The sequence below is a fragment of the Rhodococcus yunnanensis NBRC 103083 genome (genome assembly GCF_001895005.1).
Lineage (GTDB): Bacteria > Actinomycetota > Actinomycetes > Mycobacteriales > Mycobacteriaceae > Rhodococcoides > Rhodococcoides yunnanense.
Window position 1 is genome coordinate 404,553 of sequence record NZ_BCXH01000002.1, and the last position, 19,652, is coordinate 424,204.

The following is a 19,652-nucleotide window of genomic DNA, read 5'->3' on the forward strand; positions in this document are numbered from 1 at the left end:
ATCTACTTGCACCCCGGCAGACCGGAGCGGTATACGTCGTCGTCACCGAGGCGTGCTGAATCGTTGAGCAGAACGTCCGCCTCGAGCTCGCGCGACGCCTTGGCGGGCGTCCCGTCGTGTCCGAGCCTGCGGTCGTCGGGACGCTCGTACAGCGCGTCACCTCCCACCATCGCGGAGATCAGCCTGCGCTGACCGGCGATACGGCGTCCGTTCGCCCGCGCCACGTAGTCTGCGCGACGCTCCGCAGGTATCGCTTCCACGAACGCCTGCGGGTGCACGACGGCGATGAGACCGGAGACGTGTCCGAAGCCGAGCGAGGTCAGCAGACCTGCCTTGAGCGGCACGGAGTTGCCGAAGCGCAGCGGCTCGCGGGCCCACACGAGGTGTTCGAACTCGGTCATCTTGTCGTCGACGCAGTCGAGGCTGCGGTTCGGCGGAATGACTCCGTTTGCCAGCACCTGGCAGAGCCCGATCAGCTGGAATGCTGCGGCGCCACCCTTCGAGTGCCCGGTGAGGCTCTTCTGCGAGACGACGAACAGCGGTGCGCCGTCGGAGCGGCCGATCGCCTTCGCGAGGCGTGTGTGGAGCTCTGCCTCGTTCGGGTCGTTGGCTGCGGTCGAGGTGTCGTGCTTGGAGATCACGGCGATCTCGTCGGCGCTGACTCCGAGCGCGTTCAGCGAGAGCGCGAACGTCGAATCCTTGCCACCGCGACCGGCACTGAGCGCACCGAGTCCCGGAGCCGGGATGGAGGTGTGCACACCGTCGCCGAAGGACTGTGCGTACGCCACCACACCGAGGACCGGTAGGCCCATCTCGAGTGCGAGGTCACCACGAGCCAGCAGGATGGTGCCACCGCCCTGCGACTCGACGAATCCGCCGCGCCTGCGATCGTTGGCCCGCGAGAAACGGCGATCGCTGATTCCCTTGGCGGACATCGCAGCCGAGTCCGCGGTGGCCGACATGTCGCCGAAGCCGATGATGCCTTCGGTGCTCAGGTCGTCGAAACCGCCGGCGACGACGAGCTGCGCCTTGCCCAGCTTGATCTTGTCTACGCCTTCTTCGACGGAGACAGCCGCGGTGGCGCAGGCGGCCACGGGGTGAACCATCGCGCCGTAGCTACCGATGTAGGACTGAACCACATGCGCGGCAACGACGTTCGGCAGAGCTTCCTGCAAGATGTCGTTCGCACGAGCGTCGCCGAGCAGTGTGTCGATGTACAGCGAGCGCATCGACTCCATGCCGCCCATGCCGGTGCCCTGAGTGTTCGCGACCAGCGTCGGGTGGACCCAGCGCATCAGTTCCGACGGGTTGAAGCCCGAGGAGATGAACGCGTCGACCGTGGTGACGATGTTCCACAGTGCAACCCGGTCGATCGAGCTGGCCATGTCGGGCGAGATGCCCCACTTGGTCGGGTCGAATCCGGTCGGAATCTGTCCACCCACGGTGCGGGTGAGCTTCATCTTCCGCGGAACGCGAATCTCGGTGCCCGCCTTGCGAGTGACCTGCCAGTCGCTCGAATCCGGGACCGGAGTGATCAGCGTGTGCTCGGGATCGGCTGCTGCGAACGAGCGTGCGTCGATCTCGGTTCCGACGACGAACGTGAGGTCGTTGTCGAGGAAGATCGAGGTCATGAGCGGCGCAGCGTTGCCGACCATGGCGCCGTCGTCGCCGTAGGTGCGAATGCCGCACTTCTCGACCACGGTGTCGTGGTACGTGTCGGCGATGTCTTCCTCGGCCACGAAGTCGCCCGACGCGATGTCGTACCAGCCCGGCTTGGGATCGTTCTCCCAGGCGATGAGGCCGGTGTTCCAGGCGAGTTCGAGAACGCCTGCGGCAGAAAGCTGCTCGTCGACCTCCATCTCGAAGCGGGTACGCGCGGAACCGTACGGTCCGAGCTCACCTGCACCGACGATGACGATGAGGTCCTTCGGATCGACATCGAGCGTCGGCCATGCCGGAGCAGTCGTCGCAGCGAGCCGCGGCGGTGCGGGCAGTGCGGCGATGACCGAGCTGTCGGCTTCTTCCGCACCCTTGTCCGCAGCTGCTGCTGCGGCGTCACGAGCGAGTTCGACGAGGTTGAGCTTGGTGTTCGCCAAACCGCCCGTCAGATCGGCCAGCAGCGGAGCCTGTGCGGCCTTGCGCTGCGCCGACGCGTCGGACAGCTTCAGCAGTTCGGTCGCCATCTCGTCCGTGGACCAGGTGCGTACCCCTTCTGCTTCGACGGCTTCGACGATCGGATCGTTGCCGCCCATGAGGCCGGTTCCGCGAACCCACCCGATGTGAGCGTGGGCGATGGTGACGCGCTCGGCCCAGTTCTTCTCCGAACCCCACTTCGCCGCGATGGCGTCGAGCGCAGCCTTGGACTCGCCGTAGGCTCCGTCGCCACCGAACATTCCGCGGTTCGGCGAACCGGGTAGAACGACGTGCAGGTGGGTGTCGATGTCGCTGTCGTAGCCGATCTTCGACAGTCCGCCGATCAGTCGCTCGACCGACCACAGCAGCACGCGCATTTCCATCTCGGCGCGGCCACCGGCGTCGGTGAGTTCACCGACCACGCGAGGTGCGGCGAACGGGAACAGTAGCGTCGGTGTGATAGCGGCCTTCACCAGAGTCTTTGCGCCACCGGCGTTGTCGACCTGGTCGCTGCCGATCCACTCGATGAGTGCATCGACATCGGAGTACGACGCGATGTTGGCGGGCATGACCCACAGCGACGCTCCGGCGCGAGCGTTGTCGCGGTAGAGGGTGCGGTAGAAGCCGAGCCGCTCGTCGTCCAGACGCGAGGTCGTGACGAAGACGGTCGCTCCCCCGCCGAGCAGCTTGGCTGCGACCGATGCTGCGATCGACCCCTTGCTGCCTCCGGTGATGACGGCGACCTCGTCGGACCACACGCCCTTCTCGTCGGTAGCCACTGCGATCTCGGCGATTCGGCCGTAGACCTCGGAGAGCGTGACCTTGCGTTCGTAGTCGGCCTTGACCTTCCACCATGTGGCCTGCGCGGCAACTGCCTTGCCTGCTCCGGCGAAGCTCTCGACGGCCAGATCCTGTGCGGTGCCGAGCCACAGACGGGCCAGGTCCTCACGGGCGGTGGCCCAGCGATCGTCGATCAGCACGGCCCTGCGGGCATCGAATGCCGGTGCGACGAGTCGAGGCCAGTCCGAACCAAGCTCTGCCGCAACGAGATCGACGAGCGCAGCGTCCGGGTTCTCCACCGCAAGCGCGTTCGGAGCCTCGGTGAGACCCAGCTGCTCGAGCACGAGGCGTGCTGCCGAGGCGAGCACTCCGTCGCGACCGGTGATGTGTTCGGTGAACTCACCGAGCGCAGCTGCGTCGACGGTTCCGCCGCCGCCTCCGCCGGTCTGCGGCAGCGAGACTGCGACTCCGCGGCGGGCAGCGACCGCGGCAACTGCTGAGTCGATGACCGCGTCGACTGCTCCGCCGTCGGCGAGAGGGCCGTCGGCGAGTCCGCCGAGCGCACCACCGCGCACCGAGGATCCGTCACGAGTACCGAGGGCGACCTCGGCCGTGACGTGGTTGGCCCAGCCGTCGCCGAGTTCCCACGTCTTCTTGACCCGGTCCGCGATGGAGGCGGGGCGACGTCCCGAGGGTCCGAAGACCTTGCGCAGGTGGTCGTTGATCGAGTCGCTCAGCACGGGGCCGAACGGCTTGTAGGTACGAGCCAACTTGTTGACGGTGCCGGACAGCGCACCCATATCGGCGTCGGCGGCACCGTCGATGGCGCCGAGCGAGAGCTCGGAACCGAGGTCGACGAGCAGCTGGTTACGACGCGAGGAGACGCCGTCGCACAATGCCTCGATGGTGTCGGCGGGTCCGATCTGATCGAGCTGCAGCTTGGTCCACAAGCCGATCAGGATCTTCGTCGCGTCCGATGCACTGAAGGAGATGTCGTCGGGACGCGGGCCACCGGACGGCGCTGCCGCAGGAGCGGGTGCGGCCGCAGGGGCAGCAGCCGCTGCCGGAGCAGCAGTGTCGGCGACCGGAGTGTCCTCGTCGTCTTCGACCGGAGCAGGATCGGTGTCGGTGCCGTAGACGATGGCGGCTTCACGCTCGACGTTGAGAACCTCGACCGGGAAACCGAAGCGGCCCGGCAGCTTCAGCGTCTGTGACGCCAGGTTCGCGACGGTCGGTGTTGCCGACAGACCGATTTCGACGAAACGCTCGACACCGAGACCGCCGTCGGACTCGTCGGCGAACAGCAGGTCCTGTGTCTCGATCCACCGAACCGGGCTGGCGAACTGCCATGCCAGCAGCTCGGTCAGGACAACGCGGCACAGATCGTGCGGACGTGCGGCCCAGGAGTCGAAGTCTGCCAGCACGGCGTCGAGCGGCTCCGACGGAACAAGATCGGCGATCTCCTGAATGAAGCTGCGCTCCAGGGAGAACGGCTTCGGAACCAGGTTCGGGACGTAACGGCCGAGCAGGATCTCCGGGTCGAGATCGGCAGGCAGCAGCGCCTGGAGGCGGGTACGGAAGTCGTCGACTCCCCCGCGCAGCACCGTCGAGTGGAACGGCACGTCGATGCCGGGGACCATGATGTAGGCGGCCTTGCCACCGAACTCGGCGCGGCGGATCGCGATCTTCTTCTCCAGCTCACCGAGTCCGTCGACCGTGCCGGCGATGGCGTACTGGCTGCCACGCAGGTTGAGGTTGACGATCTCGAGGAACTCACCGGACTCCTCGGCGACACCGGCCACGAAGCCTTGAACGTCGTCGTCGGCGAGACCGATCTGCGACGGCCGGATCGCGGCCATGCGGTAGTTGCTTCGGCCTGCGGCGTCACGCGGGACGAGTGCGTGCATGGCCGATCCGCGCTGGAAAACGACCTCGAGGACGGCTTCGAGCGGCAGCACGCCTGCAACAGCGGCGAGTGCGTTGTATTCACCGACGGAGTGGCCTGCGAGGATCGAGTTCTCCACGAAGACACCGGATTCACGAAGCTCGGCGACCTGAGCAACACCGAGGACCGCCATGGCGACCTGGGTGAACTGCGTCAGGTGGATGACACCGTCCGGGTGCTTGTGGGTGACGCCGCGCGCCTTGAGCGAGGTCGGGTTGTCGCGCACCACAGCGAGAATCGAGAATCCGAGAGCAGCGCGGGTGTGCTTGTCTGCGCGCTCCCAGACCTCACGAGCTGCCTTCGACCGCGCACGTGCGTCGAGGCCCATGCCCTGACGCTGGATGCCCTGACCGGGGAATGCGTAGACAGTCTTCGGAGCTGCGGTGCGTGCGGTGGCGACCATGACGAGTTCGCCTGCGACGCGGCAGGAAACCTCGACGAGCTCGGCGCCCTGGTCGAATCCGGTGCGGTCGACGCGTACGTCGATCTCGGCGCCGGGACGAACCATGCCCAGGAACCGTGCGGTCCATGCCGTCAGTCGACGCGGCGGTGTCTTGGTGTCGGTGTAGTCGACAGCGGTGACGACCTGCTGAGCTGCGGCCGAGAGCCACATACCGTGCACGATCGGGCTTCCGAGACCCGCCAGAAGCGCAGCAGGAACGGAGGTGTGGATCGGGTTGTGATCTCCCGAGACCTGGGCGAACGCCGCCATGTTGCGCGGCGCGGAGATGGTGCTCTGGCGACGGCGACGACGCGGTGTGTCCTTGGCCTCTGCCGTGACCGAGCCACCGGCGCGAGCCGGATCTGCCAACTCACCCTTGCCGGTGCGTCCGCGAATCGCGAAGCGCTCCACCAGCGTTGCGACGGTCGGGGCTTCGACGCCCTCACCGAGCGCGGCGCCGATCTCGACGGTGACCTCGACGACACGGCCGAGGTCGGTGTCGAGAACCTCTCCCGCTTCGGCTTTGACCACGAGGATGGACGGGTCGGTCGGCAGTTGGCCGACGAGGTCGACGCTGTGGTCGAGGTGCACCAGGTCGAGCATGCCTTCGATGACGTCGATATTGTTCGAGGTCTTGGTCGCACCGAGGACTGCGAACACTGCAGGCCAGCATGCACCGACCAGCACGTCGGGAACTGCATTGCCGCTCACGGTCAGCGACTCGGGCAGACCCGATCCTGTGACGCCTGCGTGGTCGGCCACCAGATCGGGAATCCACGCCAGGCTGATGCGAGCCGCGCCGTTCTTGACCTTCGGAAGTTCCTGCCCTGCAGCGACTCCGAGGAGCGAGGACATGCCCTTCTGTGCGTCGTCCGCGGTGACGATGGGTGCACCGCCGTCGATCGTGGACGCCGGAACGGTGAAGCGAATGCGAACCTCTTTGCCGGGCGCGAGCGGAACCGTCAGCTCGACGTGCTCCGAATCCTCCACCACCAGAGTCGATCCGGTCTGCGGATGCGATGCGGCAGTCTCGGAGTCGACGACCCATTCCGCGACGTCACCGAGGCGTGCGACGGGGTTCTGCGAGATGCGCGAAGCCCAGTTCACATCCGGAGCGGACAGCACGATGCCGAGTAGTCCCGGTGCGAGATCGGCGTGACGACGACTCGCCACCGAGACAGCCTGTGCTCCGTCGGCGATGAGCTCGTCGGAGGTGGCCTTCTCGAAGCGGTCGAGCAACTCGCCGACGGGCTCGTCGACGCGGGTGATACCGGCAACGGCAACGGTGCCGGGGATGACGCAGACCTGATCGGCGGAGTATCGCGGATCGTGCGCCTGCCACAGCGAGTCACTGCGCCACCAGCGTCGGACGTCGCCGTCGACGACGGGAACGAAGTTGACGGGCTTGCCCGGCAGACGGCACAGCGAGGTGAAGAAGGTGATGTCGGCGGGGTGCAGGACCACGTCGCCCGCATCGGGGAACTGTGCGAGCAGCGAACGCAGTGCGGCACGGGGACGCTCGAGCGTGTCGACATCGGCGAACAGAGTCGGAATTGGTCCGCGATCGACCGGGTGCAGACGCGCCTCGGCGCGTTGCATCATCTCGAGGAAGCGGGTGCGCCACGTGACGTCGAGCCACACCGATTCCGTTGCTTCGGAGAGTGCGTCGGCGAACTCGCCGCCGGTGTCGAACTCGCGGTGGACATCCGAGCCGACAGCAAGATCGAGGTACCGTTCGAGCCACTGCGCGTAGGTCATCTCGGCGACGTCACCGAAGAACGGCTTGGCGGTGCCGTCGAGCGCTGCGATGATCTCGTCGCGACGCTTCGCGACGGCCTCGGCGTCACCGGCGACCTCGTCGAGCAGGCGGCCGCAGCGCGATGCCGCGTTGTCGATCTCGTGGATGTCCGCGCCGAGCTGGCTGCGACCGGAGGCCATTCCGCCTCCGGCGGTGCCGGCGCCGACCCAGTCGGGCGTTCCGGGTGTGTCGACGAGAAGCTGCTTGACCTCGGCGGACGTCGTGGCTTCCAGGGCTGCCATTGCGGCGGTTCCGACGAGGATGCCGTCGAGGGGCATCTTCGGGTAGCCGGCGCTCAGCGACCAACGGCCGGTCAGGTATTCGGCTGCACGCTCGGGCGTGCCGATGCCGCCACCGACGCAGATGACGAGGTTGGGGCGTGCACGCAGCTCGGCGTATGTGCTGATGAGGAGGTCGTCGAGGTCTTCCCACGAGTGGTGTCCGCCTGCGCGGCCGCCCTCGATGTGGGCGATGACCGGGAACGACGGCACCTCGCTGGCGATGCGGATGACTGCGCGGATCTGCGCGACGGTTCCCGGCTTGAAGGCGACGTAGCTGAAGCCGGCCTCACGCAGGTCGTCGATGATCGTGACGGCTTCTTCGAGCTCGGGGATACCCGCGGTGACCACGACGCCGTCGAACGGAGCGCCAGCAGCGCGAGCCCGCGGAACGAGGCGCTTGCCGCCCACGTGGAGCTTCCACAGATACGGGTCGAGGAACATGGAGTTGAACTGCACTGCGCGGCCCGGCTCCAGCAGACCTTCCAGCTTCTCGACGTGGTCGGCGAAGATCTGCTCGGTGACCTGGCCGCCACCGGCGAGCTCGGCCCAGTGGCCGGCGTTGGCCGCGGCAGCGACGATCGCGGGATCCACCGTCGTCGGCGTCATACCGGCGAGCAGCATCGGCGAGCGTCCGGTCAGCTTGGTGAAGGAGGTCTCGACGACGACGCGGCCGTCCGGCAACGTCACCGGCTTCGGCGCGAACTCGGACCACGACGGCTGCACCTCGGGCGCTGCGCCGGGAGTGAGGAGGTTGCGGTGTCCGCCGCGGGTGGACGCGGCGACGATGCCGACGCCCTGGCCACGAAGAGCGGGCACGGTCATACGGGTCAGGATGTCGCCGGGGCCGAGATCGAGGATCCAATCGGCACCCGCGTCGACGACTCCGTCGACCTCGGCGACCCAGTCGACCGGATCGACGAGGATGCGCTGCGCAAGGCTGCGTGCGACGTCGACGTCCAGGCCGGTGCGCTGCGCCCATGCGGCGACGAGTTCGACGGCGTCGGCCAATGCGGGGTGGTGGAAGCCGACCTCGACCGAAAGCAGCTCGAAGACGGGGGCGAATGTGGCGCCGCCGCGCTTCTTGGAATCGCGCTCACGCTCTTCCTGCGCGGCGATCTGCTCGGCACGTTCCTGAACGCGGGCGAGCTGCGCAGGCGGTCCGGCGAGTACGACGCGGCGACGGCCGTTGCGAATGGCGAGAACTGCCGAGCGCTCGGGTGCACCGTCGATGGCGAGCTCGTCGACGATGGCCTGCAGCCGCTCGGGCTCGACATTGGACACCGAGACCATCGGCGCACGATCGGCTGCGCCGATGATGCCGCGGCGGCGGGCAACGAGGCCTGCTGCGGCACCGATCAACTGAGCGACAGCGAGGAGACGAGCATCCTCGGCACCGTTGCTCGCGACCGACTCGGCTGCGATGAGGCCCTGCGAGTGGCCGATGACGGCAACGGGAGGAGTAGCGATCGGGTCGAGACCCTGCAGCTTCAGTGCGCGCAGTGCGGCGACCTGGGTGAGGAAGACACCGGGAAGTGAGACTGCCGCGGACGTCAGCGCCGCCTCGGAGGGGCCGAAGGCGGCTGCGCCCTCTTCGTCGTCGGCGAGGTCCTGCTCCAGCATCCAACCGATGGGGTCGAATCCGACCGAGCGGACAACGAGGAGGTCGTCGGCGACCGGGGCGAGTAGTGCTGCAGATTCGTTGACCAGATCGGTCAGCTCGGGCTCGATGGCCGAGTCACGCGCGAGTTCTTCGAGCGAGCTGAGCCACGGGGAACCCTGTCCACCGAATGCGAGCGCGTAAGGCTCGCCCGCTGCGAAGCGATCCGCGAGCGTCCGAGAACCGCCACCGCTCTTCGGGGTTCTCCTCGCGCCCTGTCCGTGTGATGGTGTGCTCTCGTTGATCGTCAAGGTGCAAGATTCCTCTCGTGAGCATCTCGTTCGAGATGTTCTTCGGTGGCGCCTTTTACCGGCGTTGTCTGCGAAATCGTGGAGCACGAGCGCCATCGGCAGCGACGTGTCTCTATCCGCGCTTCACCAGGTTGACACACAATCATGAGGAAATCCTCACGTTTGATTTGACGTCCAACTGCTACCAGCGAGTACGGATCCGAAAGCGTCTTTACCGGCGGTTGGGACAACTCGTCGGTAACAAACATCGGTGCAGGCACAGCGCAGATTCGAACTGAGAGAACATGAGGAAACCCTCGGATTTATCGTTACCATTCCGTTATGTGAGTCTCGCCACATGTTCGACTCTCGCAAACCTGTCGGTGGCCGGCAGTACCTTCGGCCGCACACATCGACTCCAGGGGGGAATTCATGTATTCATCAGTCACACATATCTTTTCACAGCGCGATCGCGACGCCGTCGCGGCACACGTGGAAGCCACTGCGGCACGGACCATGTCGACGTTCTCGTCGAACAGATGGCGCGACGAGATCGAGGCGGCGCTTCTCGACGCGGTCTTCTCGGCACGAGCGTCCTACGGCGGACCCGAAACCGGCGTCCGACGCGTGATCGCGACATGGCGTGAGTACCGCGGCGTCGATCGTCTCGACGACCTCACGGCGTTCTCCGCATTCGCGGACCGCCCGGACGAGCTCGTGTCGATACTCGGCAACCGACAGCGGGTCGCGGGCAACAAGATCACCAAGGCCGAGGCGGTCGTCGATATCGCAGCCGCATTGATCGGACTCGGCGTTCGGCACTGCAACGACCTGGACGACGCCGACGACCAACGGGCGGCGGTGACAGCCGTTGCCGGCGTCGGTCCGAAAACGTGGGAATGCGTGCTCTTCACTGCGGGAGCTCACACGACAGACGCATCCGAACTCATTTCAGGCTTCGTCGCCGACGCTCTCGGTCGCGATATCGACCGGGATACCGCCGACGTTCTACTCGCCGCGACGGCCGAGTCGATGGGCGTCGACGTCCGCGCACTGGAGCATTCCGTGTGGCGATATCAACGACGCCTCGTACCCGTCACCAAGCGGCCGCCGCTGAGCGAGGTGGGCTGATCACACGCACTAATCGATTCCAAGTTGACATGCGACGTCGTCTCTGAAAAGCACAGCGACACAGAATGTTCGACGACCGAGGGCCTGAATGACTTTCGCAGTTCCGAGTGCGACCGGCACGCGTGCCGGTCGCACTCGGCTGGGCTACCTACGCTCGATGAGCGCAGCCACACCGTCGAGGATGCGCTCCACACCGAATTCGTACTCGTGCACCGGGTCGGTTGCCGCGTCGTAGGACATCGAGGCTGCGGTGCCCACCCGAGACGACACCGGATAGCGGTCACGGTCCATGACCTTCTCCAGCACGGGCGCGGTGGCCTCCCACCACTGCGCGTCGCTCATTCCCGATTCCTCACGCACCCGATCGAAGCGAGCGAGCGCACGCGCCGCTCCTGCGACGTGAGTCAGTACGAGCGTCAGCACCGAGTCCATCTCGACGTCGGACAGTCCCGAGTTCTCGAGCACTCGTAACTCGGCTTCGTACTTGTCGTTGGTGTTCGGGCCGAGAACCGCCCGAGGCCCCTGGGCGTCGAGCAACCACGAATGACGTTGGTAGAGAATCCAATTACGTTCGGCAACAAAACGCAGGCCCGCACGCCACCCGTCGGTCGCGGCCGACGGTTCCTCGATGCCGGAGTACAGCGAGCCCAGCGCGGCGTCGATCATCAGGTCGGCAAGTTCCTCACGTCCGGGCACATGGGTGTAGAGCGACATGGCACCGACGCCGAGACGGTCAGCTACGCGTCGCATCGACACGGCGTCAAGCCCCTCGGCATCGGCGATCGCGATGGCGGCGTCCACGATCGCGTCGACACTCAACCCCGTACGACTGGGCTTGTTGCCGACCCGCCACAGCAAGCCCAACGTGCGCGCCGGGTCGAATCCCGTGTCCTTCTTTACTGCCATGAATCGCACAGTACGCCGTACTGCGGCTGAAACCTCCGCGCGAGCCCTGCCCCCCTCCGCAAACGCACGTGCATTTGCGCACCACCAGCCGCCCACCCCCAGCACCCACGCAAACGCACGTGCATTTGCGCACCACCAGCCGCCCACCCCCACGACCCACACAAACGCATGTGCGTTTGCGCGCGGGCGGCGTTGTAGACTTGCCCAGCACTCGCGCGAGTGGCGGAATTGGCAGACGCGCTGGATTTAGGTTCCAGTGTCTCAGGACGTGGGGGTTCAAGTCCCCCCTCGCGCACTCTGTTGCCCACGACACCGAACTACCAGATGTAGTAGCCCCTCGGGTACCTTCGAGGTGTGGCAACATCCCGCACTCGTCGTCGACCCGCGCTCATCGCGCTGGTCATCGTTTCGGCCTTGGGGTGTCTCGCGCTCGGATGGTGGCAGTGGGAACGTTTCGAGTCCGTCGGCGGTGACGGCCAGAACCTGGGCTACGCATTCCAGTGGCCACTGTTCGCGGCATTCGTCGTCTACGCCTACCGCAAGTTCGTTCAGCTCGAGGACGAAGCCGACGCACCCGAGGACGCGGAGGTGCCCGCAGAGTCCATCGTGCGTGAGATTCCCGCCGATCTGCTCCCCCAGCGTCCTAGCCAGCCCGTCGAGGACGATCTCGACGATCCGGAATCCCGGCAACTTCTCGAATACAACAGCTATCTCGCGGAGCTCGACCGCTCCCGAGGTTCCGACAGGAGCACCACGTGAGCACGGCACCGGAGAAGTCCGCATCGACCGAGAAGACCAAGAAGATCGCCTCGGCGCTGTTGCGTTACCGGGTGCTCGCCTACGTCACCGGAATCTGGCTTCTCGTGCTGACCGGCGAGATGGTCGCCAAGTACATCTTCAAGGTCGAGAACGTGCCCAGCTGGATCGCTGTCGTGCACGGGTGGGTCTACCTCGTCTACTTGATCCTGACGATCGACCTTGCCATCAAGGTGCGGTGGCCCGCGCCGCGGACCATCGGCACTCTGCTTGCCGGAACGGTTCCGTTCCTGTCGTTCTTCGTCGAGCATTGGCGCAGCGCACAGGTCAAACGCGACTTCGGCGTCTAGCTCAGCACGTCACGCCGACCGGACCGGTCCCTGCCAGCGCGCCAAGCACCACGTGCTGCGCAACGGGATCGTAAGAAATTCCGGTGTGCTCGGTCCGGTCTCCGGGGCACAGATCCTGAAGGATCACATTCGTGGCGCCCACGCCTGTCAGCAACGACGCCGCGAACGGCACGACCTGGTCGTACCGAGTCACCACTACCGTGTACTCGACGCCGGGGACGGTGTCTACCGGGGAATTCAGTCGTGTGAGTGCGTCGTCGGGCGGCGGTCCCGGCGTCGGATAGTTCGGCGGCGACAACGCCACGATTTTCGACACTCGTTCGGCCCCGCCGAGGAACCGCACGTAATACCGCGGCACCGTTCCGCCCTTGGAATGCCCGACGATCGATACTGTCTGCGCTCCCGTCGCCTGCAGGACCGTCTCGACGAATCCCGCCAACTCGGCGGCGCTGTCCGCGATGGACCCCAGTCCGCCGAATGGAACCCCTTCCGGTGCACCGTAATCGAGAGCGAAGACGCAGTAGCCCTCGGCAACGAGCCTCGGCCCCAGTGATGCCCAGTTGTCGTACGAATTCTCGAGGAAACCGTGCACCAACACCACCGGTTCCGGATGCTCGTCGCTCGGCGTGCACGAATAATCGTTCACACCGGGCAACGCCGCATCCGGATGCAGGACCGAGTACACGGCGGCATCGACGAACGAATTCTGCGACGGCGACGCAGCCGCCGTGCCTCCGAAGCCCAGAAACAATGCGGCGACGAGCCCTGCGACACCAACCGATCGATTCACGGCCACCAGTGTCCTACGACGACAGTGCCTGCAGCGCCGGAATCAGCAATCTCAATGCACGCCCGCGATGCGACGCCGCATCCTTCTCCTCTGCGCTGAGCTCGGCTGCCGACCGCCCGTCCCCCTCGGGAACGAACACTGGATCGTAGCCGAAGCCGTTCTCCCCGAGCGGAGTACGCGCAATGACCCCGCGCCACTCCCCGCGCACGACACTGTCCGAGCCGCCTGGAATCGCGAGGGCGCAGGCGGACACGAAGCCCGCTCCCCTCCGCTCGTCCGGTACATCACCGATCTGTGCGAGCAACAACGCCGTGTTCGCATCGTCGTCACCGTGCGTTCCTGACCATCGAGCGGACAGAACGCCCGGCATCCCGTTCAATGCGTCGACTTCGAGTCCGGAATCATCTGCAACACAGGGCAAGCCGGTAGCCGCAGCTCCGTCACGAGCCTTGGCGAGTGCGTTCTCCTCGAAGGTCGCGCCCGTCTCGGGGGCCTCCGGGAATTCCGGTACCTCGTTCAGGCCCACCAGCTCGATGCCCGAGATCCCGGCGGCGTCGAGAACGCGTCGCAGCTCTTTCAGCTTCTTCGCATTCCGACTCGCAACGAGGAGCTTGGTGTCAGCCACCGAACTTCTTCTTCGGTGCGTCGCCGGCGGGTTCGGGAAGCACACCGGGGTACGGCTCGGCGAGCGCTGCCTTCTGCACCTCGAACAAGCTCTCGATGCCCGCGAGTGCGGAATCGAGTAGTTTGTCCAGCGTGGAGCGCGGGAACGTCGCCCCTTCCCCGGTTCCCTGAACTTCGACGAGGGTTCCGGTGTCGGTGGCGACGACGTTCATGTCGACCTCGGCGCGCGAATCCTCCTCGTAGGGCAGATCCAGCCGGACCCGGCCGTCGACGACACCGACGCTCACAGCTGCGATCGCACAAGAGATCGGCTGTGGATCGGCAAGCCGACCGGCCGCACGAAGATAGGTCACCGCGTCGGACAGTGCGACGAATGCGCCCGTGATGGCAGCGGTGCGAGTCCCCCCGTCGGCCTGCAGGACGTCGCAGTCGATGGCGATGGTGTTCTCGCCGATCGCGGCGAGATCGATGCACGCGCGAAGCGAACGACCGACGAGCCTCGATATTTCCTGAGTGCGCCCGCCGACCTTGCCCTTGACCGACTCACGTCCGCTGCGGGTGTGGGTTGCCGCGGGCAGCATGGCGTACTCCGCGGTGAGCCAGCCCAATCCGGAACCCTTGCGCCACCGAGGAACACCCTCCTCGACACTGGCGGTGCACATCACCCTGGTGTTGCCGAACTCGACCAGCACCGAACCGGCCGGGTTGCTGGTGAATCCACGGGTGATCTTGATGGCGCGGAGTTCGTCGTCCGCTCTTCCGTCTTCTCGTCTCGACACGAGTGCCAGACTACTGTCCACCTAGACGGTGAACACATCCCCCGGCAGTACGGCGTGGACCGGGCCGCTGAATTCGGCCTTGGCCTCGGCGATGACATCCTCACGCGAAGTCCATGGCGGAATATGCGTCAACAGCAGTTCCCCGACCCCGGCGTCGCGGGCCAGCTGACCGGCCTCGGTGCCCGAGAGATGCACCCCGACCGGACGATCGGGGCTGTGTGTCCACGACGCCTCGGACAGCAGCACGTCGGCGCCCTTGGCGAGGTCCTGCACGGCCTGGCACATCCCGGTGTCGCCGGTGTAGGCGAAGATCTTCCCTTCGCCGGTCGTGATGCGCATCCCGTAGGACTCGGGTGGGTGATAGACCTGCCTGGTGTGCACGGTGAGCCTGCCGTGTTCGATGGTCCGCCCGTCGGCCCATCTGCGCAGATCGAGGGTGTCCGACATGTCGTCGATCTGCCCACCGCATTCGGCGGACGCGACGCCGAGTCGAAACGCCGTGTCCTTCGGACCGTAGACGAGCGCGCGGCCCTCGGGTGGGTTCGGATGATAGCGGCGCCACACCAGAAGTCCCGGCACGTCCAGGCAATGGTCGGCATGGAGATGCGACAGGAAGACACTGACGTCGCCGGGATCTGCATACCGCTGCAGAGCCCCGAGGATGCCCGGCCCGAAGTCGAGCACCACCGGCGACGTTCCCGGTTCTTCGAGCAGGTAGCCGGACGCGGGGGAATCTGGCCCCGACACACTCCCCGAACATCCCAGGACGGTAATTCGCATGAAGTTCATGCTGCCACGTCGATGCTCGACGCCGAAACGATCGGCGCGTTTTCTTCGCACTTCGACGCGTGTGCGCGCTCGGTCACCGCCGAACGTCACTCCTCGGGCGCGGGCGGCGACGCCGCATCAAGAAAGCGACTTCTGCCTGCGTGCCTCACGTGCGTCCGAGGACAACGACCATGCTGCGACCACTCCGCCCACGGCCCCGAACAGGTGGCCTTGCCACGACGTGTGCGGATCGCTCGGTAACACACCCCACAGTGCGCCGCCGTAGATGACGAAAACCACGACACCGACGGCAAGTTGACCCAGGTTACGGGCGAAGATTCCGCGCGTGAGCAAGTAGGTGATCCAACCGAAGATCAGAATCGACGCGCCGATGTGGTTGGAGCCACTGCCTGCGACGAGCCAGGTCCCGACCCCTCCGATGACCCAGATGATGCCTGTCGCGGTGAGACCTCGTCCGATGCCGGACAAGAGCACCAGAAACCCGAGTACGAGAACCGGAACGGTGTTGGCGATCAGATGCGCCCAGTCGTCGTGCAGCACGGGAGCGAACAGGATCCCCCACAACCCGTCGATGGTTCGGGGTGTGATGCCCGCGTCCTCGACCCGACTGCCGGATGCGACGTCGACGATCTCGATCACCCACAGCAGTACGACGAAACCACCCATGTACATCGCGGCCTGCTGCCACAGCGGACGTTTCGGCGTCGGGGTGGGCAAGAGCGGGTTCGCGGTCATCCTGCACGCCTTTCGTGAGCGCTCGGGCGAAGTGCTTTCGCTCCAGAGTAACGTCCGTCAGGAGTCGAATGCCGTCGGAAAGATCTGCCGATATGTCGGGATTCCGGCGATGGACGTCGCATCGAGCAGAGCGCGCACGATCGCACGTTCGACGACTGTGGCCGCCACCGCCGAGATCGCGTCGAGCACCGGCAGGTCCTTCATGAACGCCTTCGGCATCGATGTCTCGGTGACGACGGACTTCGTCCCTGTCGACAGCGCGAAGATCGTGTCGCCGTCGAGCGGCGAATGCGCGGGTCGGATTGCTCGGGCGAGGCCGTCGTGCCCGGCGACCGCGATGCGCTTGCACGACGACGCGGTCAGATCCACGTCGGTCGCGACGACTCCGATCGTCGTGTTCAGTGCTGTGCCCTTGGGCGCGAGCGAGTTGGCGTTCCACAGCTCGTGCACATCCGGCTTGCGCATGCCGAACGCCTGCGGGCCATCGGATCCGGTCCCCCACGGCAGACCGGTTCGCGGGTCGAACACCGATCCGACGGGGTTGGTGACGATCAGCGCCGCAACGGTGACGCCGTCCGCCGGCCCGCCTTCGATGACGACGCTCGCCGTGCCCACTCCCCCCTTGAGAACTCCGGCGCGAGCACCGACACCTGCACCGACCGAACCCGTCGCGAACTCGGTGGCTGCAGCGGCGGCCGCGCGGTACCCGAAATCTGCGGTGGGTCGAATGTTCCAGTCTCCGACGGGAAGATCGAAGATGACCGCGGCAGGAACGATCGGCACGACTTGGTCCGGGCTCCCCATTGCGATGCCGTGGCCGTGCTCCTCCAACCACGCCATGACGCCGTCCGCCGCGGCGAGCCCGTAGGCACTGCCACCGGTCAGGAGAATGGAGTTGATCTGCTGCACCGAATGACTCGGGTCGAGAAGATCGGTTTCACGGGTACCGGGCCCGCCGCCTCTGACGTCCACGGCCGCAACGGCGCCGCCCAGTGCCCGGACGACCGTGCACCCGGTGGCCGCACCCGACCCCAACTGCGCATCCGGGTCGATCTCGTGGTGATGACCGACGAGCAGACCGGCGACATCGGTCAGTGAATCCCTCGGACCTGACCCCAATGGGTGCTCCTACGGAGTGAGGACCTGCACGAGGGAATCCTGCATCCAGGTCAGCCAGTGGTAGACATCGAGGTGCGGAGCCCGCGGATCCCCCTCGTCGAGAACCTCGGGGGTATCGGCGTCGATGCCCAGGGTGGTTCCGAGTGCCAATCGTACGTCGTTCAGACCCATCAGCCAGGCATCGGCCTGCTCGGGTGTCAGCACGATCTTGCCGCCGTCGGTCGGGAGCGTTCGAAGTATGACGGCACCCGCGGCGAGTTTTTCGTCGATGATCTCGGGTTCGTGCAGTCCGCGTAGCGCCCCGTTGAGATCGGCGGTGTCGTCCGAGCCGTCGTCCGCGCGGTGGAAATCCGGCAGCAGACGCGCGAGCGCGGCGTCCTCGGGAGCGGTGCTGTGGCCGGTGCGCAGCCCGGTGAGCTGAGTCAGCTCGTCGGTCGGCGCGTCCTTCGCACGCTCGCTCAGCAGACTGACGACCGATCCGACGAGCGATCTCAGTACGGTCGCCTCACGCGCATCCATGTCGGACCGAATCTTGACCCCGCTGAGGGAGTTCTTTCTACTCCACGTGCGCACAGCTGATACGACCCCGTTCTTTGTGCAGTCGAGAATCCGAAGAGTTACGTGGCTACTTGTCCTGCTGCATGGTCGCCCACAGGCCTGCTGAATGAAGTCGACGAACGTCGTTCTCCATTTTGTCTCGCTCACCGCTGGACACGACGGCCTTGCCCTCCGAATGCACCTGCATCATCAACTCGGTCGCCTTGGCTTTGCTGTAGCCGAAGAGTTTCTGGAAGATGAAGGTCACGTAGTGCATGAGGTTGACCGGGTCGTCCCAGACGATGGTCACCCAGGGCACATCCTGCGCCTCGTCCGTCGCCACGACCTCGGTTTCGGCGGGAACCGCTTGCGGTGAGGCAGCCAGTGTCGGCGACTGCCCTGCGCTGCCCACGGTCACTCGTACCGTCGATGAAGCCATAGGAACAGGGTACGACGGGACGGGCGAACTACACACTCTCGCCCCCGCGCCTCGTACTGTTGTGCGTGTGCCTCACGCCTCGACGACGGATACCGACATAACGGACACTCGACAGAGCACTGCGCTCTTCACCGACCAATACGAGTTGACGATGCTGTCGGCAGCGCTCGCCGACGGCTCGGCCCACACACCGTGCAGCTTCGAGGTGTTCGCGCGGCGGCTCCCGAACGGTCGCCGCTACGGCGTCGTCGCTGGAACCGCTCGTTTCCTGAGCGCGCTGGCCCGATTTCGCTTCGGCGAGGACGAACTGGAGACGGTGTCGAGGTTCCTCGATCGAACCACCGTCGAGTGGCTGTCGAACTATCGATTCACCGGTGACGTCGACGGATATCGCGAGGGCGAGCTGTATTTCCCCGGCTCTCCCCTTCTCTCGATACGGGGAACCTTCGCCGAGTGCGTGATTCTCGAGACGCTCGCGTTGTCGATCCTCAATCACGACAGCGCGATCGCGTCCGCGGCGGCGCGGATGGTCGGTTCGGCGGGTACGCGACCGCTCATCGAGATGGGGTCACGGCGCACCCACGAGGAAGCGGCCGTCGCGTCGTCGCGGGCGGCGTACCTCGCAGGCTTCTCGGCCACCTCCAACCTCGAAGCCGTTCGGCGACACGGCGTCCCGGGAGCCGGCACCTCCGCGCACGCGTTCACGTTGCTGTACACCGATGCCGACGGCCCGAACGAGAAAGCTGCGTTCGCCGCCCAGATTCGCACTCTCGGAGTCGGCACGACGCTGCTCGTCGACACGTACGACATCACCCGCGGCGTCGCCAATGCCATCGAGGTCGCCGGAACCGATCTCGGCGGCGTTCGTATCGACTCGGGAGACCTCGGGGTTCTCGCCCGTCAGGTGCGACAGCAGCTCGACGACCTCGGCGCCACACGGACCAAGATCGTCGTCTCCGGTGATCTGGACGAGTACGCCATCGCGGCCCTGCGCGCCGAACCGGTGGATTCGTACGGCGTCGGAACCTCGCTCGTCACCGGCTCGGGTGCCCCGACCGCAGGTATGGTCTACAAACTCGTCGCCGTCGACGACCGTCCCGTCGCCAAACGCAGCAGCCACAAGGAGTCGCGCGGCGGCGCCAAGGCCGCCGTCCGGGTGACCAGAAGCTCGGGGACGGCCGTCGAGGAGATCGTTCATCCACTCGGCGCGGCGCCGACCGTCGACCCCGGTCTGGTCTCGACCGAGCTGAGCGTGCCACTGGTTCGGGCGGGCGAACCCGTACCCGACCTTCCCACCCTGAAGCAGTCACGCGAGCACCTGGCCGCACGTCTGGTCAGCCTTCCGTGGGAGGGACTCAAGCTGTCCCAGGGAGAACCTGCGATCCCGACCCGATTCATCGATGCCTGAACCGGAGGTACCGGTGTCGCTGG

14 protein-coding genes and 1 tRNA gene are annotated in these 19,652 nt (G+C 66.0%); 5 read left to right on the plus strand and 10 right to left on the minus strand.

Annotation, left to right across the window (positions count from 1 at the left end):
* Nucleotides 1-2 precede the first annotated feature (2 nt).
* Nucleotides 3-9,287 carry a type I polyketide synthase gene (locus RY1_RS06230; RefSeq protein WP_072802629.1) on the minus strand — a complete coding sequence of 3,095 codons (9,285 nt, stop codon included), beginning with the start codon at nt 9,285-9,287 and terminating at the stop codon, nt 3-5.
* 411 nt (nt 9,288-9,698) lie between these two features.
* Here RY1_RS06230 and RY1_RS06235 point away from each other — a divergent pair, with 411 nt between their 5' ends.
* Complete coding sequence (locus RY1_RS06235) at nt 9,699-10,397, plus strand: DUF8548 family protein (RefSeq protein WP_072802630.1); 699 nt, start codon at nt 9,699-9,701, stop codon at nt 10,395-10,397.
* A 144-nt stretch (nt 10,398-10,541) separates the two neighbouring features.
* On the opposite strand, the gene RY1_RS06240 is transcribed toward RY1_RS06235, so the two are convergent.
* Complete coding sequence (locus RY1_RS06240) at nt 10,542-11,303, minus strand: TetR/AcrR family transcriptional regulator (RefSeq protein WP_072802631.1); 762 nt, start codon at nt 11,301-11,303, stop codon at nt 10,542-10,544.
* A gap of 213 nt (nt 11,304-11,516) precedes the next feature.
* Between RY1_RS06240 and RY1_RS06245 the strand changes: the two genes are divergently transcribed.
* From RY1_RS06245 to RY1_RS06255, 3 genes are all read left to right on the plus strand, one after another.
* A tRNA-Leu gene (locus RY1_RS06245) sits at nt 11,517-11,598 on the plus strand.
* A gap of 59 nt (nt 11,599-11,657) precedes the next feature.
* Complete coding sequence (locus RY1_RS06250) at nt 11,658-12,062, plus strand: transcriptional regulator (protein WP_072802632.1); 405 nt, start codon at nt 11,658-11,660, stop codon at nt 12,060-12,062.
* Nucleotides 12,059-12,409: a DUF3817 domain-containing protein gene (locus tag RY1_RS06255; protein WP_072802633.1), complete on the plus strand. Its 351-nt coding sequence runs from the start codon at nt 12,059-12,061 to the stop codon at nt 12,407-12,409. Before RY1_RS06250 ends, RY1_RS06255 begins: the two co-directional genes overlap by 4 nt.
* A 1-nt stretch (nt 12,410) precedes the next feature.
* On the opposite strand, the gene RY1_RS06260 is transcribed toward RY1_RS06255, so the two are convergent.
* The 8 genes from RY1_RS06260 to clpS form a co-directional block, all read right to left on the minus strand.
* Entirely contained in the window at nt 12,411-13,199 is a 789-nt protein-coding gene (locus RY1_RS06260; RefSeq protein ID WP_245819510.1) for an esterase/lipase family protein, read from the minus strand.
* A 13-nt stretch (nt 13,200-13,212) separates the two neighbouring features.
* Entirely contained in the window at nt 13,213-13,824 is a 612-nt protein-coding gene (rdgB, locus tag RY1_RS06265; RefSeq protein WP_072802635.1) for an RdgB/HAM1 family non-canonical purine NTP pyrophosphatase, read from the minus strand.
* Nucleotides 13,817-14,602: a ribonuclease PH gene (rph, locus tag RY1_RS06270; RefSeq protein ID WP_072802720.1), complete on the minus strand. Its 786-nt coding sequence runs from the start codon at nt 14,600-14,602 to the stop codon at nt 13,817-13,819. Before rph ends, rdgB begins: the two co-directional genes overlap by 8 nt.
* Nucleotides 14,603-14,623: 21 nt before the next feature.
* Entirely contained in the window at nt 14,624-15,382 is a 759-nt protein-coding gene (locus RY1_RS06275; RefSeq protein WP_174565333.1) for a cyclic nucleotide-degrading phosphodiesterase, read from the minus strand.
* Nucleotides 15,383-15,508: 126 nt separating this feature from the next.
* Entirely contained in the window at nt 15,509-16,126 is a 618-nt protein-coding gene (locus RY1_RS06280) for a rhomboid family intramembrane serine protease (protein ID WP_072802636.1), read from the minus strand.
* Nucleotides 16,127-16,183: 57 nt separating this feature from the next.
* Nucleotides 16,184-17,245: a P1 family peptidase gene (locus RY1_RS06285; protein ID WP_072802637.1), complete on the minus strand. Its 1,062-nt coding sequence runs from the start codon at nt 17,243-17,245 to the stop codon at nt 16,184-16,186.
* A gap of 9 nt (nt 17,246-17,254) precedes the next feature.
* On the minus strand, nt 17,255-17,818 hold the full coding sequence (gene aosR, locus RY1_RS06290) for an oxidative stress transcriptional regulator AosR (RefSeq protein WP_072802638.1): 564 nt from the start codon (nt 17,816-17,818) through the stop codon (nt 17,255-17,257).
* A gap of 52 nt (nt 17,819-17,870) precedes the next feature.
* Entirely contained in the window at nt 17,871-18,221 is a 351-nt protein-coding gene (clpS, locus tag RY1_RS06295) for an ATP-dependent Clp protease adapter ClpS (protein WP_072802639.1), read from the minus strand.
* 67 nt (nt 18,222-18,288) lie between these two features.
* Here clpS and RY1_RS06300 point away from each other — a divergent pair, with 67 nt between their 5' ends.
* Nucleotides 18,289-19,629, plus strand: coding sequence for a nicotinate phosphoribosyltransferase (locus tag RY1_RS06300; protein WP_281249954.1), 1,341 nt, complete (start codon nt 18,289-18,291; stop codon nt 19,627-19,629).
* Nucleotides 19,630-19,652: the final 23 nt, after the last annotated feature.